This window comes from Pseudomonas sp. PB103, assembly GCF_009764635.1.
Lineage (GTDB): Bacteria > Pseudomonadota > Gammaproteobacteria > Pseudomonadales > Pseudomonadaceae > Aquipseudomonas.
Map to the genome: position 1 here is coordinate 16,263 of NZ_RWIL01000113.1, position 25,116 is coordinate 41,378.

Sequence of the window (25,116 nt, forward strand, 5' to 3'; positions counted from 1 at the left end):
GGTTTACTTTGGAACCTGTGTTTCTTTCTAAGAACCTGCATTCATTTTCTGTAAAAAGAGTTCCAGCGTACGGCGAGGGCGCTTAAGCGTGAAGTTCTACGTGATCGAGGTCTCAAGTTTTGATCGTTTCCGTGCAGAGCGTGGGAACGATCAATGTGGGGCGTCGTGGCTTCTTCGCGCAAAGCCTCACGAGCCTCATGTTTGATCCGTAGCTCGGCCATCAACGCCTTCATATCTGCCATTACCTGCTCATTCGGAATGCTGAGGCGCGGGTCTTCGAGCGATTTCTGGACTTTGGCACGGAACCAGCGGTCGTAGCTGGCGGCCTGCTCTTCGCTTTCGAACTCTGCAATGGTTGTGGAAAACAGGGGATCCATGGTGCCTCCGGACTGAGGGTAAAAACGCAATCTCTGTTATTGATCGTTCCCACGCTCTGCGTGGGAATGCCTCTCGGGACGCTCCGCGTTCCAACTTGCGAATTTGACGCAGAGCGTCAGGGGCGGCATTCCTTTGCTGCGCGTGGGAACGATCTAATTAGCCATCCTTCAGCTCGACGTGATCGAGGGCTTGATTCACCGCCAGTTCGCCCAGCATGACGACTTGAGCGATGCCCAGGGCGGTTTTGCGCTGTGAGGTTTCCAGGGAGGCGGCGAAGTTGATGAGCATTTCGCTGGCCGAGCCGAGGGTTTCGCTGGCGTTGGCCAGCAGGGATTCGGTGTTGTACCTGGGGTTGGCGAGGTACATGGGTTCCGGCTCGTTGGCGCTGGACATGATGTGGGCGGTGGGGTTGAGGTAGAAATCGAGGGCGCGATCGGCGGCTTCGTGGAGTTTTTTGCTGTCGACTGAGGCGTAGGGGGATGTGCTGTCGGCGTCTGATTCTGGGGGGTTGGGGGTTGGTTTTTTCATGATTATTTACCCTGTATGACGGTTATAGCTGGCCCCCCATTCGGTTTCCAAGCGAATAGGTGGCAGCTGTACGCAGGTTGGAAACCCGGGACAGAGGCAACCCGGCAGACACAAGGTCTCCCACGCACAGCCGCCATAACAAAATGCACACAGTGAAGGTGCGCAAGGATACGTTATGAATGGCGCTTGTGCGCTCTGTAGTTACTCGGGTTTCCACGCCCGGTCGCTGAATTGGCAGCGACGAACACAGGCTAGAGACCGGACGTCCGACGGACAACCTGAAAACCTTGTGGGAAGGTTCCGCTGATTCAGACACGTCTTTAAACAAACGCAGATCGCAACCCTCACCCTGGCCCTCCCGATACGTCGGACCGCCCGTAGGGAGAGGGAACTGCCGAGGAGATTGAGAGAGAGACGTCGACGTGCGCTACCGAGTTGAATTCAAGTCTCGGAAAGCGCCAAAACCGGCCGCCTCTCCGCTCTCAAACCACCGGGCTATCCACCAGGCGATGAACGAGGCCCCAAACGTTTTGCGAACACGTTGGACGTCACGTGAAATAGGTACTGACTACGCCGACCCGTGCTGGAAAATCTGCTTTCCAACTAGATGGTAAAGCTGTCTCGGCCCGTGATATCGAATTCACCGTCGCTGATCAGAACACCGGGATGTAAAGCATCCTTTGACTGAAAGTGAAATGTGCCTTTGTAGATATTCTTCTCGCGATCAAAGGTTATATCGAACGAGCCTTCATCGGCGTTGAAGATCCGGGTAGAGGATTTCCCGCCTGTCTTCTGCATCGTGGAATAGGCTGCGGCCACGTGCCCGTTGACGATATCACTGCGACCGTTTTCTATCTCGGCACTGAATACAACCTCAATGACGTTCACCACTGCTTTCCCTTGGGCATCCTGCGTTTCCTGAGCAGCAGCCAATGTCAGATACATCCGTCGCATAGGAACGTGATAGTCATAAGCGAAATTCAAACCGTCCGCCGCAAAAGCCACACCATTGATGTGGGCGCGCAGGGAACCTGAGGTAGGGCTTTCTTCACTCGGAAAAACAAATTCAGTCACCATGTTCATCTCCTTGATTGTCTTGTCCTGTGACCAGATAGTGAATCTGGATGAATCAAGGTAGGTACGGCTTTTTGCGCTGTCTACTGTCAGGGTTGACAGTAGACAGCATTGAAAATCTGTCGATAGGTTTGGGCTGTAGTCTACGAAGCGAAATGTTGCGGACGGATAACCTGAAAACCCGGTCGGAAGAGTCTGCAAAATCAAAACAACCTTCAAACATTCCGAATCGAAATACGCATATGTAGGAGCTGCCGAAGGCTGCGATCTTTTGATCTTGATCCTAAAAAATCAAAGTCAAAAGATCGCAGCCTTCGGCAGCTCCTACAGTGAACGTGTGCAACCGGCAGGGATTGCTCGGCTCATCAGCCGCCATCGCTGGCAAGCCAGCTCCCACAAGATCTGAGTGCATTCGCGATATCGTCGATGCCCAATAGACAGCTATCGCGAGCAGGCTCACTCCTACAAGAGCAAGAGCCAGGGCGAGATCAAAAGATCGCAGCCTTCGGCAGCTCCTACAGTGAACGTGTGCAACCGGCAGGGATTGCTCGGCTCATCGGCCGCCATCGCTGGCAAGCCAGCTCCCACAAGGTCTGAGTGCATTCGCGATATCGTCGATGCCCAATAGACAGCTATCGCGAGCAGGCTCACTCCTACAAGAGCAAGAGCCAGGGCGAGATCAAAAGATCGCAGCCTTCGGCAGCCCCTACAGTGAACGTGCCCGCCATTAGGCCGAGTGTCAGCTCGCCTGCTTTTGACCTTGATCCACGGGCGACGTCGGAAGGCTGAGTGGAGGGATTGATCCGGGCGTGGGAGCGCAGCGACCGTTTGGCGCAGCCAAACACAGCGAGAGGAGGTGCAGCGAAGCAAACCGTAGGCGCTGCGCCCGGATCGGTCCCGGAGCGAAGGAACCCCGAGCTTGAGCGAGCGGGCCGCACGTAGGAGCAAGCGTTTTTTTGCTTACTTTTTTTAGGCGTTTCCGGTTTGTAAAAAAAGTGAGTCGCCGTCAGGGCGAAACCCTAAGCAGCCGTTGCCGCAGGAATGGATATGTACTCGATCAGAAAGAACCCTACCGCCTGACAGAAAGCCTTCGCGAGCAAGCTCGCCCCCACAATTGGAACTGGGTACATCTGCCAGAGATTGGTCGGCTGTAAGGCCGCCATCGCTGGCAAGCCAGCTCCCACAAGGATTTGGGTACATCCGCAATAGCGACTGTGTCTGAGAAATAGCTATCGCGAGCAGGCTCACTCCTACAGGTTTGAACCGGTTTCGACCGAGAGAGCCTGGTCGGCTATCAGGCCGCCAAGCTCAACAGCAAAACCCTCACTCGGCATCCGGATCAATCTTGTTCTGGGTCAAATACCTATTCAGCACATCATCCTGCCCAGGCACAGAAGCGTCCCCCGCCACCTGCCACAAATGCCGCTCAATCCCCTGCGCCACCATATGCCCCACCGCCGCCTCAATCGCCGACAACACACAAAGCTGCGCCGGCTCATTCGTCGTATACCCCACCTCAGCCTCAAGCAACTTTTTGAACTCGATAAACTTGAAAATCCCCGCACTGCGCGCCACCGAATAAATCGTCTTGCTGGTCATCACATTCGCCAACACCTGCCCGCTACGCACATCCACCGCGCGCAAGTTGACGGTCACCTGATCAACCCGATACTCACGCTGCAGATCAATCCCCAGATACCGCGCCCCTTCCCCACCGCTACGCACATTGGTGTCATACGCGATGATCCCGCCTTCGAGCATCATGTTCGCCGCCTGCAACGGCGGCAGCTCACCCTGAATATTCACCGGGGTATTCGGCTTCTTCTGCGACGCGCGAATGATCTTGCGCTCGGTCAACAGGTTCTGCAGCCCTTCCCGCTCCAGCACCACAAACCAGCCACTGGCCTGCATCGCGTCCATCAACATCGACGCCGCGCCCTGGGTCACGCTGGTGGAAAACGAACTCGCCGGCGTCGGCTTGTACTGCCCGGTCTGGTCACGGAAGCCGTACACCACCGCCATCAACCGCCCCTTGGGCCGCGGCATCTTCAGCAGGTCGTAATAAGTCGAGGCCCTGGGGGTCAGGGTCGGGGTTTCGGTGTCCTGCTCGGCCGACATCGGCTCACGCAGACTGCACCCTTGTAATGTCGCCAACAGCAGCCCTAACGCGATGATCTTTTTCATGTCCGTTCTCCCCGGAACCGTCAGCCCGTCATGGGTTGAGGCCGTTCACCTGAATTTCCGAAACCTCACCGGTCGCTCGATCGGTCACTTCAATGCTCAGTGCCCCGGAGTCGTCGATGACGTTGACGATAAAAGAGTCGGTGGACAGGCTCCCCGTGTTGCCGGTGGAGATGTTGTCCAGCAACTGCCCTAGCAGCCGCGATTGCAATTGACTGGTGAAGCGCTCCAGCGCCGAGGTGCCGGCCACGCTCGAACGGCTTTTCAAATCCGGATCGTCGTGATCGTTTTGCGCCTGGGCGTTGTTGAGCAACCAGGTGCCGTTGAGCGGGTTGCCGCCAAACGACGGGTTGACCGGCGTGTAGACCAGTTCAGTGGCCTGGACAGCGGCAGCGCTGGCGAGCCCGATCAACAACCCCGAGATCCACAATCCGCTGCGCCGTGAGAACGTTGTGCTGTTCATAGTTCGTCCTTCTCAAGGTCGGTGGTGTCCTGCAACAGAGCCTCCAGCTTGCGCTGGACAACCTGGCGTCGAACCCAGTCGGCGGCGTCATACGCCTCGTCCTTCAGTTCCACGGTGTTCGGCGGCAGGAAGCGCCGATAAACCAGGCGTTGCTGATATTCCACGGTCACCAGGCTGCCCCAGCGCGCGTCGGGCCGCTCGCGCACCACCAGGTTGAAATCCATCGGGCTGGTGTCGCGCAAGCGTTCACTGAACGAGTAGTAAAAGTCGTGGCCGATGTGCGAGATCGTGTCGTCGACGATGAAGCCCATCATTTCGTCTTCTTCACCGGCGCTGGCGCAGCACGCCACAGCGGTAAAGATCAGCGCGCACCACCACTGACGAGTCATGGCTGCAACGCCTGCGGCAAATTCGACTGGCCTTTGGCCGGGCCATTGGTGCCTTCAAGAAAGGCTTTCTCAGCGACGAACTGCCAGTCCGAATAACGCTGCATGCCGTCGAAATCCGACCACTGCGTCGGGAAATCCGCCTGCTTCAACGGCAGCTCGGTCGACGGGCTGTTGAGGCCGGTGATGCGTCCGTCAAAACCGCGTTGCAGCGCCCATTCACCTTGACCGATCGGATCCGGATAGAGCTGACGCAAATGATGCTTAGCCTCAGGAAAACGCTGATCATCGAGCAGGTCTTCAAGCTCTTTCGGGTACTGCGCCAGCCCCGGCGAACTGCGGTAGTAACTGCGCAGCGCCTGTGCGTATTGAGTGCCGACCCAGAGCAACTGACGCTCGTGGTCGCGGCGCGAAGCGGTCGACCACAATTCGCCAGCACTGGCCAGACCCATGCCCATCACCACAATCAGGAACAGCACGCCCAGGTAAGTGAAACCACCCTGCTGCGCACGATTACCACTCGGAATACTGGCTGCCATCACGCGCCCTCCCGGTAGCACCGCTTTTGATGTCGGCCACACCACCGGCAACACCGTCCGGTGGCGCGATCAGCACCCACTGGTCTTTGCGTTCGGTGATCGGATCGAGTGGCGCATTGCGCAGGTAACGTTGCTCGATCAGTTGCTCAATGGAATCCGGATAACGACCGGTATCCCCGTAGAAATGATCCAGCGCCTCACGCATCGCCGACAGGCTCTGGCGCAGCGTGGTTTCCTTCGACGCCTCGAGGCTGTTGAAGTAGCGCGGCAGCGCGATGGTCATCAGCGTGGCGATGATCGCCATTACCACCATCAGCTCCAGCAAGGTAAAACCTTTTTCCCGGCGCATGAGGTTCACCACTCGCGGTAGGCGATGCCGTTGAGGCCCTTGCCCCGGGCGTGGGAGTAGACGTCGAAAACGTCCTCGCCATCGCGCGGGTTTTGAGCCGAACTGTTGTAGGCGCGCACGCCCCAACCCCCTTCATCATCACGTTTGGCCGTCACCAGCGGATCGCGCGGGATGCGGCGTAAAAAGTAGAACTTGGCGCCTTTGGCACTGCGCACATCGCGCACGCCTTCGACCAGCACTTTCAGGTTCGGCGGGTAGCCGCTGCTGTTCAGCGACTTCTCGATGTAACCGGCATCGAAGGCACGCTTGTAGGCATCGATAGCATCGCGAATCTGGTACAGCGCGTTGCGCAATTCCTGCTCCTTGCCACGCCGCACCAGGGTCTCGGTCAGTGGCGCGGCCATGCTCGCCAACAGGCCGATCAGGGCCAGCGTCACCACGACTTCGATCAGGGTGAAACCGCGTTGGGATGCGTTCATGATCAAGGCTTCTCGACAGTGACGCGGGTGGTGGCCACGGCCGATTCACCGACGGCACGCGGCTGCGCGGCCGGTGACGGCATCACGTAGCTCTGCGAACGATCCGGTGCCTGGATGTGCATGCTGGTTTCGGTGCCGGTGGAGAACTCCATGTCCGACGGGCTCTGATACGGCAGGTTGCGCACGATCCGTGGGGTGATCGACAGCACCAGTTCGGATTTGCCGATGGTGTCTTTGTTGCTGCCGAACAAGCGGCCCAGCCCGGGAATGTCGCCGAGGCCCGGAATCTTGTTGCCGGTAGCACCGTGATCGTTGCGCACCAGTCCGGCGAGGATCTGCGTTTCGCCGTCGTGCAGACGCAGCGAGGTTTGCGCGTTGCGGGTATCGACCTGCACCGGGATCGTGCCCTGCCGGGTCGGCTCCAGCGGCGTGGCGTTACTCACTTCGAGAGCAATCTTGATCGCCACTTCGTTGTTCAAATGCACGGTGGGCGTCACTTCGAGCTTCAGACCGACATCCAGGTAGGTCACGCTTTCAGTGATCACCGGCCCCTGTGTCGACGGTACCGAAGTCGCGCTGATGATCGGCACGCGCTGACCAATGTGAATGCGCGCCTGCTCGCGGTTGCTGACGCGAATCACCGGGCTGGCGAGGGTGTTGATGTCGTTGTCCTGCGCGTTGATCTTGGCTTGCGGCGATGGGCCGATGGAGATGCGGTCAGAGTTGATGCCCTTGAGTTGGCCCAACAGCGTCACCGGCGAACCATCGGAGTTGACCACGCCGAAGGTGCTCGGCCATTGCAGGCCAAGGTCGAGAATGCGCTGGGTGGCGACTTCCATCACCTCCACTTCGAGCACCACTTCCGGGTTGGACTGGTCTTGCGATTGCAGGAGTTTCTCGGCCATGCGCACGGCGTCTTCGGTGTCGCGCATGGTCAGGGTATTGAGGCGTTCGTCGACGAACACATCGCGGGTCTTGAGCATGGTTTTCACCATGTTCAGTGCGGTGTTGGCGTCGATGCTGGTCAGGTAGAAAGTGCGCATCACCAGTTCCTGGTAATCCTTCACTTTCTGCGGCGAATCCGGGTAGATCAGCAAGGTGTTTTCGTTCACCACTTTCTGGTGCAACTGGTTCTGTTGCAGCAGCAGGGTCACGGCGTCTTCGATGCGCACGTCACGTACGAAGATTGTGGCTTTCATGTCCGGGCGCAGGTCTTTGTCGAAGATGAAATTCAGCCCGGCAACCTGCGACAGCACTTCGAAAATGGTCTTCAGGTTGGCGTCGCGAAATTCCAGGGTTACCGGGCGGTCAAGCTTGGTGCGCAGTTGCGGATAGGCAATCACGTTGCGGCTCTGCACCAGACGAATGTTGCCTTGCAGCTCCAGCGCACCGTCGTTGTTCGGGTCGAGTTCGAGGATCTGTTTGACCTGACGATCGGCGCCATAAATATCGCCGCGACGCAGGTCGCCACGGGCCAGCTCGAGTTTCTCGTCCATGCTGCGCAGGTATTCCATCTGCTTCAAGGCATCCTGGGCGCGGCGGTTGTTTGGCTCGATGGTCAGCACTCGTGCGTAAGCGATACGCGCCGAGGCGAAGTCGCGGCGCGAGCGATCGGTGTCGCCGGAAGTCAGCAGCGCGGTGATCGCCTTGGCCCGGCCGCTGTTGAGCAGCAAGTGCAATTCGGTGTCGCGAGGATTTTCACGCAGACCTTCCTCGATCCGCGCCAGACCCGCCTCGTACTGACCCTGTTCAATCAGGTCGGCGGCTTCCTTGTTGGCCACTTGTGCAGAACTGCACGCGGCCAGCCCGGCACACAGGCCCAGGCTCATCAGCAAACGGGAACGGTTCATTGCGTACTCCCCACAGACAGGGTCTGCGACAAATGCAAAGGCAGGTAAACCAGGCTCAATTCCACATCGGAAATGCCGGTGATCTTCCAGGTGTCGTCGATCACATCCCCGTTGCGCACGACGTAGATTTTTTCGCCGTTCTGCAAAAACACTTGCAGGTCGCTGCGGTCGTGCAGCCTGCCGACGAACTGAAACGGCACCGGTGGCAGGCTCGGGGCTTGCACCACTGTTGCGGGATTGACGGCAATTTCGGTGACCGTGGCCAGGGTCGGCGCGGCCTTCCAGCTCTTGGCGGCGAACAGATCACCGGCCGGGCTCAAGTCCTTGATCGGCGCATCTTTGGCCTTGGCGGTGCTGGCCGGCAGCGCGCCCCGGGTTTTCCCCGGTGTGGCGACGGCCACTTCATTGGAATCGATGTCTTCGCTTGGCGAGAAATACGCCGGCAACCACGCCAGCGCGGCCGCTACGCCGAAGAACGCCAACCAACCTGTCACGCGCTTGGTATTCATCACGACCTCGACAGGTAAAGGGTCATACGGATCCGGCCATTGAGGTCGGTGTCGCCAATTTTCTTGCGTTGCAACTCGAGGTCTTCCACCACCACCGCCGGCAACTGGCCGAGCAAGGCGTGCACGAAGCGCCGCAGTTGCGGGTAGCTGCCGCGCACTGGCAGAAGGATCTGATAGCGCGCCAGATGCGTTTTCGGGTCGACGCCGAGCGCATATTCGCCGCGCGCCAGGGTGATGTGTTCTTGCGCTGCGAGGGCGTAGATGCGGTCGATGGCGACGGTGGCCTGCGGCTGCGCCGGCAGTTTATTGCGGAAGTCGTCGAGCTGACGTTGCGGCACCACCGGCGGCGCGATGCTGCCGTCTTCAACCTTGGCCAGGTATTCGGTGGCTTCCTGAGTTTGCTGGCTCAAGTGCTGCAACGATTGCCAGCCCGGCAGCAAACCGCCGAGTGCCCACGCCACGGCGACCAGCAGCAGCGCCAGCCCGGCCAGGCCCGGAATGCCGAGGCCTTGCAGGTATTCGTTGACGATCAGTCTAGGGATTCGCATCGCCCATCTCCCAAGTCGCCGACAGGTTGAATTGCACCGGTTGCTCCGGCGATTTGACGACGATTTCGTGGCTGAGCAGCGAGACGTCGGACAGCTCGTCGCTGGCTTCCAGACGTTTGTGGAAATCGAGCATCGCTTGCAGATCCCGCGCCTCGGCGCTGATGCGTACCTGACCTTTGCGCGCATCCGGGGTCAGGCTGAGCAGCGCGACGTCATCGCGCGGCATCGCTTCAAGCATGGCGAACAGGCGTTCCCATGGGCGGCGCAGTTGCTGCGAGACCTTGCGCATTTCGGCGAGGTTTTGTGCCTGCTCGCGGGTTTCCGCCGGGCTCAGGGTGGACTTGGCGCCGTTGTCGCCGGTGAGCTGGCGCTGAGTGGTTTGCAGGTGGCCCTGTTGCTGTTCGGTGTGCGCGTCGAGGTGCTGTTGCACGCCAAAGCACAGCAGCGCCAGCAGCACTCCGCCGCCGAGCAAACTCCAACCCAACGGGCCGGAACGAGGACGCGGCTGGAAGTCGAGATTGAGCGCGCGCATCTCAGGCCACCGCCCGGGACATGACGTACAAGCCGTCACGCACAGTCATCGAGGCGTCTTCAAGGGTGCGCAACTGCACACCCGCTACGTCCGGATGCGCATCGAGGCGCGCCGGCGCATGCAGATACACGTTGAACGCACGTTCGCTGGTCGAGGCTTGCAGCTGCCGTTCGCGACCGATCAGGGCATTCAACGCGGCATCGCTGTCGCTGCCGCCGACCGAACGCACACCGGCCCAGCGCCCTTCCCTCGCCAGCAACAACACACTGCGTTGCGGCTCGGCGACAACAAAGAGGAAGTCGCCGGCATCGAGGCTTTTGTCGAAGCGGTTGAACGCCGCCATCAGGTACGGCTGCACCGAGCGCAGGCGCAAACCGCGAGCGCTGACCAGCACCCGCAAGCGTTCAAGCAAGTCTTGCGGCAAAGCGCCGGCGATGCGGTCGTAACCGGCCGGTTCGGCGGACAGCACCAGACTCCAGGCTTGGCTTGGCGCGCCAAACAGGTCTTCGAAACACAATTGGGCGAAGCCGCGCAGTTCCTCAGGGCTGCTGATCTGCGCGCTCCACGGCACCAGGCAGAAGCGGCTGAAGTGCCCGGAGATGACCACGCTCAGTTCGGCACCGGCGCGGGCATGTTCACCGAGCAGGCGGTCGAGGGTGTCCAGCGCCACTGCGTAGCTCTGGAAGCCTTCGTCGATGTACCCGACGCTGCCCAGCCACAGGATGTCGCTGCCGCGCCGCTGACCGAGGCCAACACCGCTGGCGCCGAGCACGGCGACAAAACGCTCACGCGATAAAAGTGACACGATTGATCTCCTCCAGCGTGGTGCGACCTTGTTCCACCAGCTCCAGCGCCGATTCGCGCAGCCGGCGCAAACCACGGGCGCAGGCCAGGGCTTTGATTTGTTTGATCGGTTGGCGCTCGACGATCATCTGGCGCAGCTCGTCGTCGAGGTGCAGCAACTCGGCAATCGCCGTGCGCCCGCGATAACCGCTGCCCCGGCAATGGCCGCAGCCTTTGCCATGAACGAAGTGGTAATGGTCGACTTTCTGCGGATCGAGGCCGGATGCGCGCAGCTCTTCATCGCTCGGATTGACCGGCGCGCTGCAGCTGGCGCAGACCAAGCGAATCAGGCGCTGGGCGAGAATCGCGTTGAGTGCCGAGACCAGGCTGTAGGGGTCGATTTCCATTTGGGTGAAGCGACCAATCACGTCGAAGACGTTGTTGGCGTGGATGGTGGTGAACACCAGGTGACCGGTGAGCGCCGATTGCACGGCGATCTGTGCGGTGTCCGGGTCACGGATTTCGCCGACCATGATCTTGTCCGGGTCGTGGCGCAGTATTGAGCGCAAACCCCGGGCGAAGGTCAGGCCTTTTTTCTCGTTGACCGGGATTTGCAGCACCCCCGGCAACTGATATTCGACCGGGTCTTCGATGGTGATGATCTTGTCCACGCCGTGGTTGATCTCGGTGATCATCGCGTACAGCGTGGTGGTCTTGCCGCTGCCGGTCGGGCCGGTGACCAGCACCATGCCGTAGGGTTCGGCGGCGAGCCGGCGCAACTGGCGCAGGGTTTCATCTTCAAAGCCCAGCGCCTGCAATTGCACGCCGCAGACCTTATCGGCCAGATCCTGTTTGTCCAGCACGCGGAGTACCGCGTCTTCGCCAAAGATGCTCGGCATGATCGACACACGAAAATCAATCTGGCGGCCACTGATGCCGATCTTGAAGCGACCGTCCTGGGGCACGCGTTTCTCGCCGATGTCCAGCTCAGCCATGACCTTGACCCGCGAGATCACCTGCTCGGAGAACTCCGTACCCTGGACCTTGCTGATGTTGTTGAGCACGCCGTCAATGCGGTACTTGATCACCAGACCGTTGCCGGTGGTGCCGAGGTGGATGTCGCTGGCGTGCATTTTCAGCGCGTCGTAGAGGGTCGAGTTGACCAGTTTCACCACGCTGCTGGCGTCTTCGCTGATGCTGGTCAGCGACAGGCTTTGCAGGGTATCGATCTCGTGGTGGGTGTCGCCTTGGGCGTTGAGCGATTCGACGGCGTGGAAGCTTTCTTCGTGGCGGGCCAGATAGGCCTTGAGGTCATCGGCGTGGACCAGATGCAGCGGCGCGCCGTGCAGGCAGTCGTCGATCCAGGCCAGCCGCGCCGGGTCGAAGGGGTCGGCAAACACGCCGATGACTTCGTCGTTGTGGCGCAGCAGGATGAATTCACGTTTCAGGCATTGTGCGAGGGTGACCCGGTCGAACACCGGCGTCGCGGCAAACAGGCTGTCGGTGTCGAGCACCGGGTAATGCAGGGTGGCGCCGAGGGTGTGAATGAACGGCATCGGCGCCAGTTCACAGAGTACGCCGAGGGCTTCAAGCACGCGTTCGCCAGAGGTGGCGGCCCGCGCCCGGGCCTGGGCAAGCTGTTCACTGGAAAAGCGCGCGGGGGCGCTTTCGGCCAACAGCGGTTCGACGACAACGGACAGACGTTCCATGGCTTGCTCTCCAACCGGGGCTCAGAGCCCTGTCGGCGCGGCAAACCTTGGCGGCAAGTGCCGGAACGTCTGTTCGCGCCATTACTCCCCGGTGAGCATTTGATCGTCGTCCGGTGCCATGGCGTGCAACTGTCGTCGCCGATCCGCCAACACCCAACTGCCATCGTACAACTGCAACGGGAAGCTCTCGGTCCTGCTCTGGCGTCGTTCGACAAAGCCCTCGGAAGGGCTCGCACCGGGTTTCGCTTCACGCTTGATGCCAAGAAGGTCGCAGACCGCTCGGGCCAGTTCCGCCAATGGAAACGGTTTGAACAGGATGTGGCTGACCCCCAGTTGCCGCGCCCGCTCACAGACTTCAGCGGTCGGGTGACCCGTTATCAGCACAAAATGGCACGTCCTGTTCTGGCGGACTGCGTCGAGCACCTCAAAGCCTTCCATATCGGGCAAGCGGTAATCGAACACCAGCACGTCGGGGGCAAAGGTTTCGGCCAAACCGATAGCCGTCGCTCCGTCATGTGCAATCCGGACGTCCAGCCCCTGCGCCGACAGATAATCCTGAAGGTTTTGTGCAAGCAGCTGTTCGTCTTCGACAACCAGTACTTTGTTAACCAAGGTCGACTCCTTGAAACAGCAGGTCCGATGACCCCGCCCTGAGAGTGCGCCTTACACGTGGTAACGCACACTTCATGCCAGGCTGAGTGCCGGTAATTTTATCTCTTCATGTCCTTGAAATTAATGACAATGCCCGCTCGTCCCGGTACCCCGTTCCCCAGAAACGGGGAAGCACCTGAATGGGCATCGAAGCCATTCCCCACTATTGGGGGGGAACCTTCAGTCGTCGTCAATTCGTTCGATCCTGTTCTGCACCCGTAATTGCGCGAGCACCTGACGACGAGCCTGGGTCTGTTGCTGTCGGGCGAGCTGTGCCCTGACTGAATCCAGCCCCTGCAAATCTGGGACATCGACGGTCTCCAAGTGGTTCGGCAAATAAATCAGGTGCCAGCCAAACGGTGAACGCACCGGTTGGCTGGCAAACGTGGCGCCGTCGACTATCGAGTCGCGCATTTGCATCAAGCGTAGACGCGCCGCAGCATCTGTGGCTGCATCGGCGTGCGCGGGTACGCGGATCAGTTGATGCCGGGGTTGCAAAGTGTTCGCCCGGATCAACTCGGCGAACACCTGCTGCGCCGCCAGTTCGCGGCGGGTGTACTCGGTGAAAGAAGCCTCGTCGAAACCGGCGTCCTGCAAGCGGCGGAGGAATTTGTCCGTACCGCCGATGGCGCTGCGGGTCTGCTCAACCTGCTGAAGCACCCTGTGCGGGTCGATCTGCACCCCGCGTTTCTGCGACTCTTGCCACAGCAGCTCCTTGTCGATCAGCGTTTGCAGCGCTGTTTGGCGCAGCTGTTTGTAAGCTTTGGGATTGCGAATGCTCGCCACGGCGCGGCCCTGATCTTCCAGGTATTCGGCGAAGAAGCGCTCGAAACGAAACCCGGAGATTTCCTCGCCGTTGACCCGCGCCACGGCCGGTTCGTTGTTGGCCCACGCCAGTGGCAGCCAACAGCTCAGCAGCAAGATCAGCGTTGTGCGTTTCATGATCGGGCCCTCCGTTCAGGGGCTGGCAACAATCGGTTTATAAGACGCGACCAGATAGAAACGCTGATCGGGCAAATCCACGGTGACCACGTGCGCGCCGTTCAGGCCGAGGCGGCGGCCGGGGCCGAAACTCAGGCGCGGGGTCAGGCCGGTGTCGAAGTCGTGCAGGCCTTCCAGCGCCGCCACCAGTTTCTCGCGGCTGGCGTCGCGGCCAGCCTGTTTCATGCCTTCGCTGAGCAGCAGCATCGAGGCGTAGGCGCCGACTTGCAGCACCGCGTGCTGGGCGCCAAGGCCCTGGCCTTCGCGCAGCAGCGTCAGGGCCATGCGCCCGGTTTGGGTCCAGTCGCTGGGCACGAATGGATAAGCGAGAAACACCCGCCGGGAAAATCCCTCCGGCACTTGCAGCAACTCACCCGCAACCTGGCTCGAAGCGGCGAACAGATACGGTACTTGCCCGGCGCTTTGCAGCCTCGTTGCCAGACGCCCGAAACCGCCACCATTGCCCAGATAAAACACCGAGCGCGAGCCCAACGGCAGCGCCTCCGCCGCCGGGTCGTAGGCTTGCAGATGGACTTTCTGCCAGCCGTGTTCCTGCAAGTATCCAGCGAGGGTGGTGGCCGCTTGCGCCTGCAACGGGTCGTCCGGATAGGCAATCAGCGTCGGCCCTTGCAGCACGCGCAGGCTTGCCGTGGCGTAGTCGGCCAAGGCGATCAGTTGCTCGCGCAGGCCCGGCAACGGCTCGAAAATCTGCGGACTGGCCTGCATCGAGCCGAGCAACGACAGCGCGCCGATGAGCGGCACGCCGGCCTGTTCCAGACGCATTCCCAGTTCGCTGTCGAGGGCCGGCGCCAGCGGCGCGATCAATGCGAACACTTGTTCTTGCTCGATCAACTGCTGCAGGGCTTGCTCGGCGCTGGCGCGATCCGGGCCGGGATCGATCACCGTCAGGCGCAGTTGCCGGCCGTGTATGCCACCGGCCTGATTGATCCGCGCAACACTGCCATTGAGCACCGCTGCCACGGTCATGCCCTCCTCGGCCAGCGGCCCTTGGCTGGGCAGCAAGGTGCCGAGGTGCAAGGTTTGCGCCTCAAGGCCGGGATCACGCTCATCGGCCAGGCGTTTGAGATAGGCGGTGAGGTTGCGCTGATCCTTCATCGACAGCACAAAGCGCGGCATGCTCGGGTCGAGGCGATTGTGGCCGGGATCGCGGCCCTGCTCGATGACCGTCGCCAGCGTGTTTTCGGTGTACGCCGGATAGCTACGCCCGTTGACCTGTTGCTGGCCATACGTGCTGGTCAGTCGAGCCCAGTTCAGCGGCGGCGGACGCACCCCGCCTTCGGGCCGACCGAGGCCATCGGCGCCATGGCAATTGGCGCACGGCAGGCTGGTCGCCGGCAGCAACACATCCGCCGCGCCGACCCGCGCCATGATCGCTTCGCCGCTGGCCGAGAGACCTTGACGATACAGGCGCTTGCCCGCCGCCTCTTCCGGGGTCAGCGGCGCAGCACCCGCGCCAAGGCTGAGGCCAGCGAGCAAGATCAGGGCGAGTACGCGGCAGCGGTTCATGGCGCGGGCTCAGCGACCGGCCACGGGCATTGTCAGCAACTGCAAGCGCTGGGCAATGGCGGCGGCCGGGGCGTCGGGGCGAATTTTGCTCCAGCGTTTGTTGGCGACATCCCCAACGATCAACTGCGTCGAGTGCTGCTCGGGCGTCGGCACGATCTGGCCGATGCGACTCAGCACCAGATCCATCTGCGCCTTGTCGCCGGTAAGAAAAAGCCAATGAGGGTCATCGGAACCCTGCTTCAAGGTGTAAGCCTTGAGCACCGCCGGCGTGTCGCGCAGCGGGTCACTGGTAAGGGAAATGAAGGTGATGTCTTGCGCCTTGTCACCCAACAGCTCGCGGACTTCCTTGAGCTTTTGCGTGATCAGCGGGCAGGCATCGTTGCAACTGGTGAAAATCACGTTGAGCAGAACGATGCGGTTTTGCAGTGCATCGCTGTAGAAGCGCAGGGTCTCGCCATTCTGATCCTGCAACGGCGTGTCGGTGAACCAGGTTTTCGCGTCGTGGGTGCCTTTGGCCGGCGCGGCAGCCATAGCGGCTGGCGGTTCTGAAACGTGACCTTCGTGGGCCAGCGCGACGTTGCTGAGAATCCAGAAACATACGGTCAGGGAGATCCAGTCGAGCAGTCTCATGGCTGTTGCTCCATGGCGATGGCGGTGTGTTTGGCGTGGGTGCGCAGGCCGCTGAGTTTTTCCACTTCCTTGGCCAGCAACGCCGGATCGGTGAAGCCGTAGTAGCGCATCCAGTGGCGGCTGTCGCCGTCGCCGACGAGGATCAGCGGTTGATGACTCTTCAGGTCGCCACTGAAACTGCCCAGGCCCTTGAGGGTTTCATTGATCGACTGTGGCGAACCGGTCAGCCAGCTCCAGCCCGGGCCGCGCTGGAAGGCGCGCGCATAATCCTGCAAGCGTTTCGGGTCGTCGCGTTGCGGGTCGATGCTGATCGACACCAGTTGCACTTCCTTGCCGACCCGCGCGCCGAGCTGTTTCTGCACCTTGCCCATGATCGAAGAGACCACCGGGCAGACCGTGGTGCAACTGGTGTAGATGAAGCTCATGACAACGATTTTGCCCTGCACCAGGTCTTGTTCGAGGCGCACGGTTTTGCCGGTCTGGTCGAGTAGCGGCACGTTGGCGAATTTCACCTGGGTGTGTTCTTGCGTGCTGCTGGCGGGGGCTTTGTGCCCGGCGTGTTCGTCCGCCGAATGGGCGTTGGCGTGTTGAACGCCGAGGCTCAACAGGCACAGGGTCAGCAGGCCACTGGATGCAAATCGGTTCATGTCGAAACTCCTCTTCAACGGGCCTGGCCGGGGGCTACCCGAACACTGGCAAAGGTCTTGTCATCGAAAGCGGCGCCCAGCGATGCCGCGCGCACATGCAGGTACCAGGCGCCGCTGCGGTCGAGGGTGATTGGCGCCTCATACACGCCGTCGGCGACTTCCAGCGCCGCCACTTCACGCGGATGCGAGGTGGGCGCGAGGTAGTAGCGCAGTTGCACGTCTTTGACGCCGCTGCGTTGGGTTTTGTCTTTGCCCTGAACGATGCGGAAGCGCACGACGTAGGGGTCGTTGAGCGCTACGGCAGTCTTGTCGAGGAGGAACTCGACTTTCGGCTGGCCGAGATGTTTTGGCTGTTTGCCGTCGCTATCAATCTGCGCGGTAAAGCAGTGAATGATGTTCGGTTGATTGAGCAGGAACGCCACGTCGAAACGCCCCGCTGCCGGCAGTTTCACCCGTGCGCTGTACAGGCCCGGCGAGACTTCGCGCAGGCTGCGATCAATGACCATGGCAGCGCGGGCGATCTGGCCACGGTTGGGGTAACCGGACATCGGCGCGTTCATGCCTTCGGCGTAGAAGTAGGTGGTGTTGTCCACCGGGTTGACCACGAACACCGCGTTGTCATCGCGCGACACCGCGAGGCTGGAGGCCAGCGGCAAGTCCCCGGCCAGGCGCGGTGCTTGCGGGCCGGCTTCGAAACCCTGGCTGATCGGTTGGCGACCTTCGCCGAGCGAGGACAGGTTGATCATGGTGACTTTCGGTGAAGCGAGTCCGCGGATGTACGCGTAAGCCTGGGTGAACACCACTTGGTAGGGTTCGGCGCTGGCTTCCAGATCATGGATGGCGCTGTTGGTGGCGGCATCGATGACGCTGGCGCGGTTTTCCACGGTATTGAGTACCACGCCGAAGCGGCCGTCGGCGCTGAATCCCATGGGGCCGAGACCTTGTTGCAGTTTGATGACCCGGCGAATGGCGTGGGTGCTGGCGTCGATCACGGTGACGGTGCCGTCCTTGCCATCGGCCACGTAGACGGCGCCGGACAGCGCCGAGTAGGCGACTGAAAGAGGATGGGAGCCGGTTTTGATCTGCTGGACGATGTTCAGGCTGGCGATGTCGATCACGCTGACGGTGCCGTCGTCGCGGTTGCTGACGAAGGCGAAGCGGCTGTCTTTGCTGAAGCTGATTTCGTGGTGGCCGCGACCGGTCTGCAAATATTTGAGGGGTTTGAGGCTTTGGCTGTCGATCACGGTGACGCCGGAGTCTGCAGGTTTGCTGGCGTTGTTGCCGACCCAGAGCAGGCGTTCATCCGGTTGCAGCGCCACCCGCACCGGTTGGCTTCCGGCGCTGATCGAGTCGATGACTTTGAATTGTTCACTGTCGATCACTGCCACTTCACCGGCTGTCGGCATCGAAACGAATACGCGTTTGTTGTCTTTGGGCGTGACCCAATCCATCGGCGGTTGCTTGAGTTCGATCCGCGCGAGGGTGCTGGTGATGCCGCCGACTGATACCGATGGATCAACCACGGCGATGCTCGCGTCGCGGTTCATCACCAGCAGGAAATAGCTGTTGAGGTCGAGCAACGGCCGCGCGCCGATGTTGGACTTGAGGAACACCCCGACCCGGGCTTTGCAGCTCTGGTCGCGGCCCTGGGCCTTATCGGCAGCGAGGGTTTGCGGATCGACCCAGGCACCCGGGGCCACGCCGGACAGAGGCTGGCCGGAAGCGCTGTCGCTGATGCGGAACTGCACATCGGCGAACTCGCCTTCACGCAGTTTGCCGTCGGCGGCCAGTGGCTTGAGATCGAAATCCACCGCCACACCATCACGGTTCAGCGTCTGCCCCCCGCCGGTCTGCGCCAACGCAATTTCACTCAGCGTCAGCAGCGCCCCGGCCATGGCCAGCGTGCAAATACCGATGATGTTGATGATCCTGTTCATACCACCCTCCCCTCATTTGCAAACTCATTCCCTGTAGGCCTTCGCCTGCTCGCGATGGCGTCATCCGCCGCACCCTCCGAAACCGAGTAGCCCCAATCGCGAGCAGGCGAAGGCCTACATGGGTTTTGCATTCATCCCGCCATCCTCACTACCAACCACAGCCCCTGTGGGAGCTGGCTTGCCAGCGATGGCGCCCTTCCAGTCACATCAATGGCGCCTGTGCCGACCTCATCGCTGGCAAGTCGAATCGTCGAACCGCAGCTCCCACAGGTTTTGCATTCATCCCGCCATCCTCACTACCAACCACAGCCCCTGTGGGAGCTGGCTTGCCAGCGATGGGGTCCTTCCAGTCACATCAATGGCGCCTGTGCCGCCGTCATCGCTGGCAAGTCGAATCGTCGAACCGCAGCTCCCACAGGTTTTGCATTCATCCCGCCTATCTCACTGCCCACCGCAGCCCCTGTGGGAGCTGGCTTGCCAGCGATGGCGCCCTTCCAGTCACATCAATGGCGCCTGTGCCGACCTCATCGCTGGCAAGCCAGCTCCCACAAGGATTTGCATCCACAGGCATGTTGTCGTTGCACCTGCTTCTACTGCCCCTGCGGTGCCGGTTCCGGTTCGTTGGTTACGCGCAGCAGTCCCCATAATCCGGAGGTGTTGCCGTAGGCCGCGTAGTCGCGGAACAGGTAGTCGCCGGGGATCGCGTTGCTGCCGCCGGCGCTCGGGATCATGAAGCTGAAGTGCGCGGCCGGCAGGATGCTTTCGTGGGCGCCGATGTACATCGACATCGGGTTGTAGCCGAAGCGCACCGAGCCCACGCCCGGCGTGCCCATCGGATAACCACCGACATCGCTCTTCTCGGCCTGGAACGGGTTCACCGACCAGACGTGCCCGTCGAGCTGGAACGTGGTGCCGCGACTGCCACCGCTCGGCATCAAAATATGCGTACGGAACGGCTGCCCCGGTTTGGCATAGAGCACCGGCGTCTGCGGATCGCCACCCACCAACGCATTGCTGTAAGCCATGTGCGCATTGACCATGTCGCCATAACCCGCGCCATCGGCGTGACCAAACGGTGCGTCGGGGGCGAGGCCGAAGCGATACCACAGCGGCTCGGTCTTGTAGTTGATCGCCATGCTCGAGTTGTCCTGCGGATCGGTCGGCACGCCGAAGCCTTCAGCGGCAATTCCTTCCACCGGCCGGCCATTGGCCCAACGAGTGTTCAACGCCTTGTGCCAGACCATCGCGAAGTCGCGGTAGCTGGTCTGCCCAGGCGCCGTCACCGTTGCGTTGACCTTGCGTGCATCGTCAACCCAGGTCGCGCCGATCGGCAGAATACTCATCGCCCCGCCAAGACCTTTTTGCGGCTGCTTGATCACGTCCGCCGGGGTGATGTTCAAGCCGCCGAACTCCACTGCCGTGGCGTTGATGTTGTCGACGCTGCGACCCAGTTGAGTCACCGGTTTGCCTTCACGCTCCAGATGCCCGGCGTAGTACTGATAGGTACGGGTCGGGTACGCGCCGCTGTTGCCGACGCGCGGTGGCACGGTCTGGATCGGGTTGGCGCCGACGTTGGCACCGTCGGATTTAGTGATGTCGTACGCCAGTAATTGCGCATGCAGGCCGACGTGGCTGGACGGCCGCATCAGGTTGTTGCTGAAGGTGGTCGAGCCCAGCCCGCTGTTGCGATCACGCTTGACCATGCCTTGCATCACCGCCGTCTGGGTCAGGTCAGGCATGACACTCGGCAGACGGTTTTCCAGGGTGATGTTGATGCAATCCCCTGCCGCCGCACGCAGCACCAGCGGTTCAACCGGGATGCCGGGTTTCAGCTTGCCGCTGAGCGGATCCAGATCGGATTTACGCACGTACAGGATCGCGGTCGGATCATGCAGCGGCCCGCTCTGTCCGCCAATGGTGATGGTTTCGCCATCCTCCGGATCGGTCACGGTGACTTGTGGAATGCTCACCGTGCGCGAGTTCAGCACCAGGGTGCCACCCGCCGGATTCAGCGGCCCGCCGACATGCTGCCCGAGTCCTTCGGGATCGCCGATGGTCAGGCCCAGCGAGTTGCCGAGGATGTCGTTGGCCAGCGCCGCCACCACTTCATAGTTGCGCTGTACCGTCGGCCGCGTACCGATGCCATTGGGGTTGGCACTGATCCGCGGGCAACTGCCCTCGAACGCCACGGTGTTGCGCATGCCCGCCGGATTCGGGTTGTTGGGGATGGCGAACAGGTCGGCGCGTTTGGCGGTGTAGTTGCGCATCACGCCCCAGATACCGCTCCAGTAGCCTTCGATCGAAGCGTCCATCGAGTACAGATAATCACCCGTTGTCGCAGCGGAACTGGAGAGCATCGACACCGGCGCAATAAAGCCCATCTGCTCGGAGATGCCGATCATCTGCGAGGCGCGCCAGCCGGAGTTGGAGCTGTTGCCGAACCCGGAACCGCTCTGCAGCCATTTCACACCGTGCAGGGTGACGTTGTGCTCTTCTTCATGGCCGCCGGCATGCACCCGCAGCCGCACGTTGTCGCCGGTGTAGGTGCGCAGCATCGGTGTGAACGGGTCACCCGGTTCAGCGCCACCCTTGTTGATGTGCGGCGGAAACAGCGTGGTGCCGCCGGTTGGGCCGGTGGCGGCGGTGAGCAGATTCGGCGCCAGGTTCATCGCCGGAATTGCGCGGTCGGTGCGGCTTTGCATGGCGAATGACAGATCGCCACCGAGGCCGTCAGCCTGCATGCCACGCTTGCCGTCCGGGCCGACCTTGTTCGGGTCGTACACGCGCAGGGCCAGCGGTTCGTTGCGATAGTTGACGACGAACATGCCCGGATCATCCACCGAAATTGCCTGCGGACATGGCCGGCTCGGGCAGCCCGGGACCTGACCGCCCTGCACTTCCAGCACGCCTTCAAGCAAGTTGCTGGCGTTGTTACGCACCGGCGGATTGATCGCGTAGCGGAAGCTGTCAGCGGTGGCCGGGAACGCTTGCGCATTTGGCACACCGTTAGGGCCGGCACCGACATAGACGCCAGCTTCATAGGCATGCTGGAAGTCGCTGTACTCGAGGAAGAACTCGCGGAAGCTGTCGTTCTTGCCGTCGCCATCAAGGTCGCCGGTATTGATCACCGCTTGCCACGAGGTCGGCCCGCCGTCCTGACGCGCGCCGCTGTACAGAGGCTCACCGGTTTCGGCGTGGAACCAGGTCGAACCGGCCGGTTCCGCCAACACGGTGGCGTACAGACCAATCTGCTGATGCGTCGATGGGCCCAGGTGGTCGTGGGTGAAAATGGTGCCGAGGCCGCGATCGACGCCTTTGGCGTTGACCACCGGATCGACGAACCAGCGCTGCATCGCCGTGCGCGCACCGAGCCAATCGGCGCGGCCGTACTGGCCGAAGAACGGATGGTTCTTGGCTTTCGGGCAGGCCTGGGTGCCGTCGCGCGGATCAGTGCCGGCGCATTGGTTGAACTCGCGAATGGCGTGAATGCGTTCCTGCACGGCGCCGGGCGAGAGCACGCCGTCCTCGTAGTTCCAGCCGTTGGACGAGCCGTCCGCCGAGGTCAGGTCCCACTTCGGCAGGTGAATGTGCTGACCGATCACATCGGTCGGCGTGCGCACCTGATAGTCGTCCATCTCATAGGTGGCCGGCACCAGGTTGGTTTGCTGGTACTGCACGCAATCGAAAGTGTTCATGCGCATCACCAGCGGTTCTGGCGGACGCTGCTTGGTGATCACCGGCCAGGCGTCTTCCCACAGCGCGAGAATGCGCGCCTGCGGGAAGTGATAGCCGACCTTGTTGTACACCGCGTCGAACTGAATGTTGGCAGCTTTGTAGATGCGTGGGCGGTCGGCGGTGAAGCTTGAGGCGCCGACAAAGGACATGCCGTCGATGCGCTCGCCGCTGGCAAACTCACCGCTGCCGGCGCTGCTGGTCAGGCGTTTTTGCCGGTCGTCCATGCACGGTTCGTAGTACGGCGCACCGGCCATCGGCAAGGCACCATTGGTACGGAAAGCCTTGGCCACCACTTGATTGCCGGGCAACAAGGCATAGCTTGGATGGTCTTTTTTCGCGTGGAAAGACATCGCGGCTTGTTCGACTTCGGTGCCTTCTTCCGGCAGGTAAATCGGTTTGGCGCGGGTGACTTCCTTGGAGAAGTCCAGCGAGGTGGTCACAGTGTGCGCTTCGCCACCGGCCGAGACGCCGTCGAGGGTATGACGCTGCAAGCCGCCATTCCAGCCACCGGATTGCGCCGGGTCGAGGTTGGCCCACAGCGCTTTACCGCTGGCCTTAAGCGATTGCGCGGTGGCGGCGTCGAGCATGTCCAGCGGCGGAGTGGGTGGACGTTGGCCGACCGAGCTTTCCATGCCGCCGATCCAGAACGGATAGCCAGGGTTTTTCAGGCTGCCGTCGGCATTGCGGTTGGCTTCGCTGCGATCAACCAGCGCCAGCGAACCGATGGCTTGACCACCGGCATTGCCGCCATGGTGCTCACCGTCGTCATCGCCCTCTTCTTCATTCTCGTCGTCATCATTGCCGGCGATCAGGGTTTCGCCGATTTTCGGCACGACCACGACTTTGCCCGGCATCGGTGCCATGGCTTTGCCCGGCAGCGGCACTATCGCTGGAATCGGTGTGCCGGCGACGATTTCGCCATCAGGCAAGGCGCGTGCGCCGGTCGCCGGTTTACCGCTGCGCAGGGCAAACGGTTCGCTGTGATAACCGTCGGCGCCTTGCTGGGAAACGTCGAGCCGGGTGCCTTCTTCGAACACATCGTGCACCCGCCACATGGCCCACATGCCTTGGGCAAAGTGCGGATAAAAATGGCAGTGATAGATCGCATCGCCGGCCACGCGGTTGCGGTTGCCCGATCCGCCGTTGGCGATTTCATAGGTGTAACCGGCGCCCGGGCCGATGCCCTGGGCATCGACGTAATCGGAGTTGTCGTCGTTGGGGTTGAACAGCCACTGATGGCCGTGCAAGTGAAAGATGTGCTGCTCATGGCCGTTGTGGGTGTTGCGGAATTTGACGAAGTCACCGATGTAGCTGTGGTTGACGTTCGATGGCTCCGACGGATACAGCGCCATGGTCGCTTTCACACCGATCTGATCAGCGCGTGGTGTCTGGCCAGGGGCGATGTTCTCAAGCCCGGCGTTGGCCGGTACGTCGACCAGCATCGCCACGTCGCCGACGGTGTGCGAGCTGAGGAAGAATTCTTCGTAGGCGCAGGACAGGCAGTCGTGCATCGGCCCGACGCCCAAACGGTTGGCCACCACTTCGGCGCCCATGCCACCTGAGCCGTAGTTGATCATGAACGAGTCGCGAGTCGGCTCCAGCACATGAGCCATCACCGGGTCGGCCCAATAGGCTGGAAACGCTTGAGTGGCGGCGGTTTCATCCTGGAATTGCGAGGCGAAATCGCGGAACGCTTCCAGTCGATTGGGGATTGCCGGGTTGCGTTTGCCCATCGACTCCAGCGGATAGGTGCTGGGCGGGAAGCTGCCGTCGGCGTTGCTGCCCATGACGATGGCGTCGCTTTCGCTGGAAATGATTTCATTGCCGTCGACCATGCCGATGATTGGCGTACCGGCCTTGCCTTCGCGTAACCACGGTTCGCGCTGCGGGTAGCGCGCCTGGTAATCAACGATCGGTTGACCGGTGGGTGCGTGGCCCGTGGTGGCCAGGCGCATTTCTTCTTCGGTGAGGGTGTTGCGATAGGTGCGACCGCCCTTGGGCAGGACGACAACCTGGCCGAACAAGCCATTGGCGACGTTGCCGGCCGCGCCCTCGCCGCCAAACGTCGCACCACGGCTGCTGACAGCAAACGCGCCTTCACGCTCAGCGTACAGGGTGTAAGAACGGCTCGCACCCGGCGGCACCAAGGTGTTGGCGTTACGCCCGGTGAACGAAGAAATGTCATCAATGCTGTTCACCGCTTGCAGGCCATTGACCTGGAAACCGACGTGACGATCAGCGACTTGCTCATCGACTTTGAAGTCTTCAGCCGCGTTGGCGTTTTCCACGCCCTCCTCTTCTTCACCTTCATTCTCGAAGTGCTTGTTCGGGTTGGCCTGATAGTCGAGCAGATTTTGCAGATTGATCGTCAGGCAATCACCCGCCGCCACGCGCAACACCAGTGGCCGTGGCCGCTTGTCCGGGCGCAGCGAAACCTTGCCCGGCACCGCTGAACCGCCGTAGGCCAGCGACATGTTGCGGTCATCCACCACGTCGCGGCGCAGGGCGAACATCATGCCGTTGATGTTCTGCGCACCGAGGCGGTTGAACATCAGCGGTTGATCGAAGGCGACGACGTTGGCCACCAGGTTGCGCTCGCAACGTACGGCCGCGCCGGCCAGCTCGACGCTGAGCATCGAGGCCAGAATCAGCAGCCAGTTCAATAGAGACGGAGCGTGATGAAAGCCAACCATGATCAGT

General features: G+C 61.3%; 21 protein-coding genes and 1 pseudogene. All 22 read right to left on the minus strand.

The features are described 5' to 3' along the window. Positions 1-191: 191 nt before the first annotated feature. Positions 192-377 (minus strand): annotated as a pseudogene (locus EJA70_RS19980) (antitoxin); the annotation flags it as partial. Between the two features lie 157 nt (positions 378-534). Continuing rightward, the gene (locus tag EJA70_RS19985; RefSeq protein WP_141128638.1) at positions 535-906 is read right to left on the minus strand and encodes a DUF6124 family protein; all 372 of its coding nucleotides are present in this window, start codon (positions 904-906) and stop codon (positions 535-537) included. 603 nt (positions 907-1,509) lie between these two features. Further along, a complete protein-coding gene (locus tag EJA70_RS19990) occupies positions 1,510-1,983 on the minus strand; it encodes a hypothetical protein (protein ID WP_158832970.1) in 474 nt (157 codons plus the stop codon). A gap of 1,320 nt (positions 1,984-3,303) precedes the next feature. After that, positions 3,304-4,164, minus strand: a complete 861-nt coding sequence (locus EJA70_RS19995) for a CsgG/HfaB family protein (RefSeq protein ID WP_008086664.1) — start codon at positions 4,162-4,164, stop codon at positions 3,304-3,306. A gap of 28 nt (positions 4,165-4,192) precedes the next feature. Continuing rightward, entirely contained in the window at positions 4,193-4,624 is a 432-nt protein-coding gene (locus EJA70_RS20000) for a curli assembly protein CsgF (RefSeq protein ID WP_064120104.1), read from the minus strand. Next, a complete protein-coding gene (gene csgE / locus EJA70_RS20005) occupies positions 4,621-5,013 on the minus strand; it encodes a curli production assembly/transport protein CsgE (protein WP_141126716.1) in 393 nt (130 codons plus the stop codon). Before csgE ends, EJA70_RS20000 begins: the two co-directional genes overlap by 4 nt. Further along, a complete protein-coding gene (locus EJA70_RS20010; protein WP_158832971.1) occupies positions 5,010-5,549 on the minus strand; it encodes a type II secretion system protein in 540 nt (179 codons plus the stop codon). The genes csgE and EJA70_RS20010 overlap by 4 nt, the downstream gene beginning before the upstream one ends. After that, a complete protein-coding gene (locus tag EJA70_RS20015) occupies positions 5,524-5,898 on the minus strand; it encodes a type II secretion system protein (protein ID WP_007919395.1) in 375 nt (124 codons plus the stop codon). Before EJA70_RS20015 ends, EJA70_RS20010 begins: the two co-directional genes overlap by 26 nt. 5 nt (positions 5,899-5,903) lie before the next feature. Then, on the minus strand, positions 5,904-6,377 hold the full coding sequence (locus EJA70_RS20020; protein WP_158832972.1) for a type II secretion system protein: 474 nt from the start codon (positions 6,375-6,377) through the stop codon (positions 5,904-5,906). 2 nt (positions 6,378-6,379) lie between these two features. After that, a complete protein-coding gene (locus tag EJA70_RS20025; protein ID WP_158832973.1) occupies positions 6,380-8,227 on the minus strand; it encodes a secretin N-terminal domain-containing protein in 1,848 nt (615 codons plus the stop codon). Further along, positions 8,224-8,736: a hypothetical protein gene (locus EJA70_RS20030; protein WP_158832975.1), complete on the minus strand. Its 513-nt coding sequence runs from the start codon at positions 8,734-8,736 to the stop codon at positions 8,224-8,226. The genes EJA70_RS20025 and EJA70_RS20030 overlap by 4 nt, the downstream gene beginning before the upstream one ends. Beyond that, on the minus strand, positions 8,736-9,284 hold the full coding sequence (locus tag EJA70_RS20035) for a GspMb/PilO family protein (protein ID WP_158832977.1): 549 nt from the start codon (positions 9,282-9,284) through the stop codon (positions 8,736-8,738). Before EJA70_RS20035 ends, EJA70_RS20030 begins: the two co-directional genes overlap by 1 nt. Then, positions 9,271-9,816 carry a PilN domain-containing protein gene (locus tag EJA70_RS20040; protein WP_008086652.1) on the minus strand — a complete coding sequence of 182 codons (546 nt, stop codon included), beginning with the start codon at positions 9,814-9,816 and terminating at the stop codon, positions 9,271-9,273. Before EJA70_RS20040 ends, EJA70_RS20035 begins: the two co-directional genes overlap by 14 nt. Position 9,817: 1 nt before the next feature. Next, positions 9,818-10,621, minus strand: a complete 804-nt coding sequence (locus EJA70_RS20045) for a hypothetical protein (RefSeq protein WP_158832979.1) — start codon at positions 10,619-10,621, stop codon at positions 9,818-9,820. Beyond that, entirely contained in the window at positions 10,602-12,308 is a 1,707-nt protein-coding gene (locus EJA70_RS20050) for a GspE/PulE family protein (protein WP_158832981.1), read from the minus strand. The genes EJA70_RS20045 and EJA70_RS20050 overlap by 20 nt, the downstream gene beginning before the upstream one ends. An 81-nt stretch (positions 12,309-12,389) precedes the next feature. Next, positions 12,390-12,920, minus strand: coding sequence for a response regulator (locus tag EJA70_RS20055; protein WP_008086646.1), 531 nt, complete (start codon positions 12,918-12,920; stop codon positions 12,390-12,392). A gap of 219 nt (positions 12,921-13,139) precedes the next feature. Beyond that, a complete protein-coding gene (locus EJA70_RS20060; RefSeq protein ID WP_158832983.1) occupies positions 13,140-13,901 on the minus strand; it encodes a SurA N-terminal domain-containing protein in 762 nt (253 codons plus the stop codon). Positions 13,902-13,916: 15 nt separating this feature from the next. After that, positions 13,917-15,467, minus strand: a complete 1,551-nt coding sequence (locus EJA70_RS20065; RefSeq protein ID WP_158832985.1) for an ABC transporter substrate-binding protein — start codon at positions 15,465-15,467, stop codon at positions 13,917-13,919. 9 nt (positions 15,468-15,476) lie between these two features. After that, the gene (locus EJA70_RS20070; protein ID WP_158832987.1) at positions 15,477-16,097 is read right to left on the minus strand and encodes an SCO family protein; all 621 of its coding nucleotides are present in this window, start codon (positions 16,095-16,097) and stop codon (positions 15,477-15,479) included. Next, positions 16,094-16,744, minus strand: a complete 651-nt coding sequence (locus EJA70_RS20075) for an SCO family protein (RefSeq protein ID WP_158832989.1) — start codon at positions 16,742-16,744, stop codon at positions 16,094-16,096. The genes EJA70_RS20070 and EJA70_RS20075 overlap by 4 nt, the downstream gene beginning before the upstream one ends. Positions 16,745-16,758: 14 nt before the next feature. Continuing rightward, complete coding sequence (locus tag EJA70_RS20080; protein WP_158832991.1) at positions 16,759-18,681, minus strand: YncE family protein; 1,923 nt, start codon at positions 18,679-18,681, stop codon at positions 16,759-16,761. A gap of 590 nt (positions 18,682-19,271) precedes the next feature. Further along, positions 19,272-25,109: a manganese-oxidizing multicopper oxidase MnxG gene (mnxG, locus tag EJA70_RS20085; protein ID WP_158832993.1), complete on the minus strand. Its 5,838-nt coding sequence runs from the start codon at positions 25,107-25,109 to the stop codon at positions 19,272-19,274. Positions 25,110-25,116 lie beyond the last annotated feature (7 nt).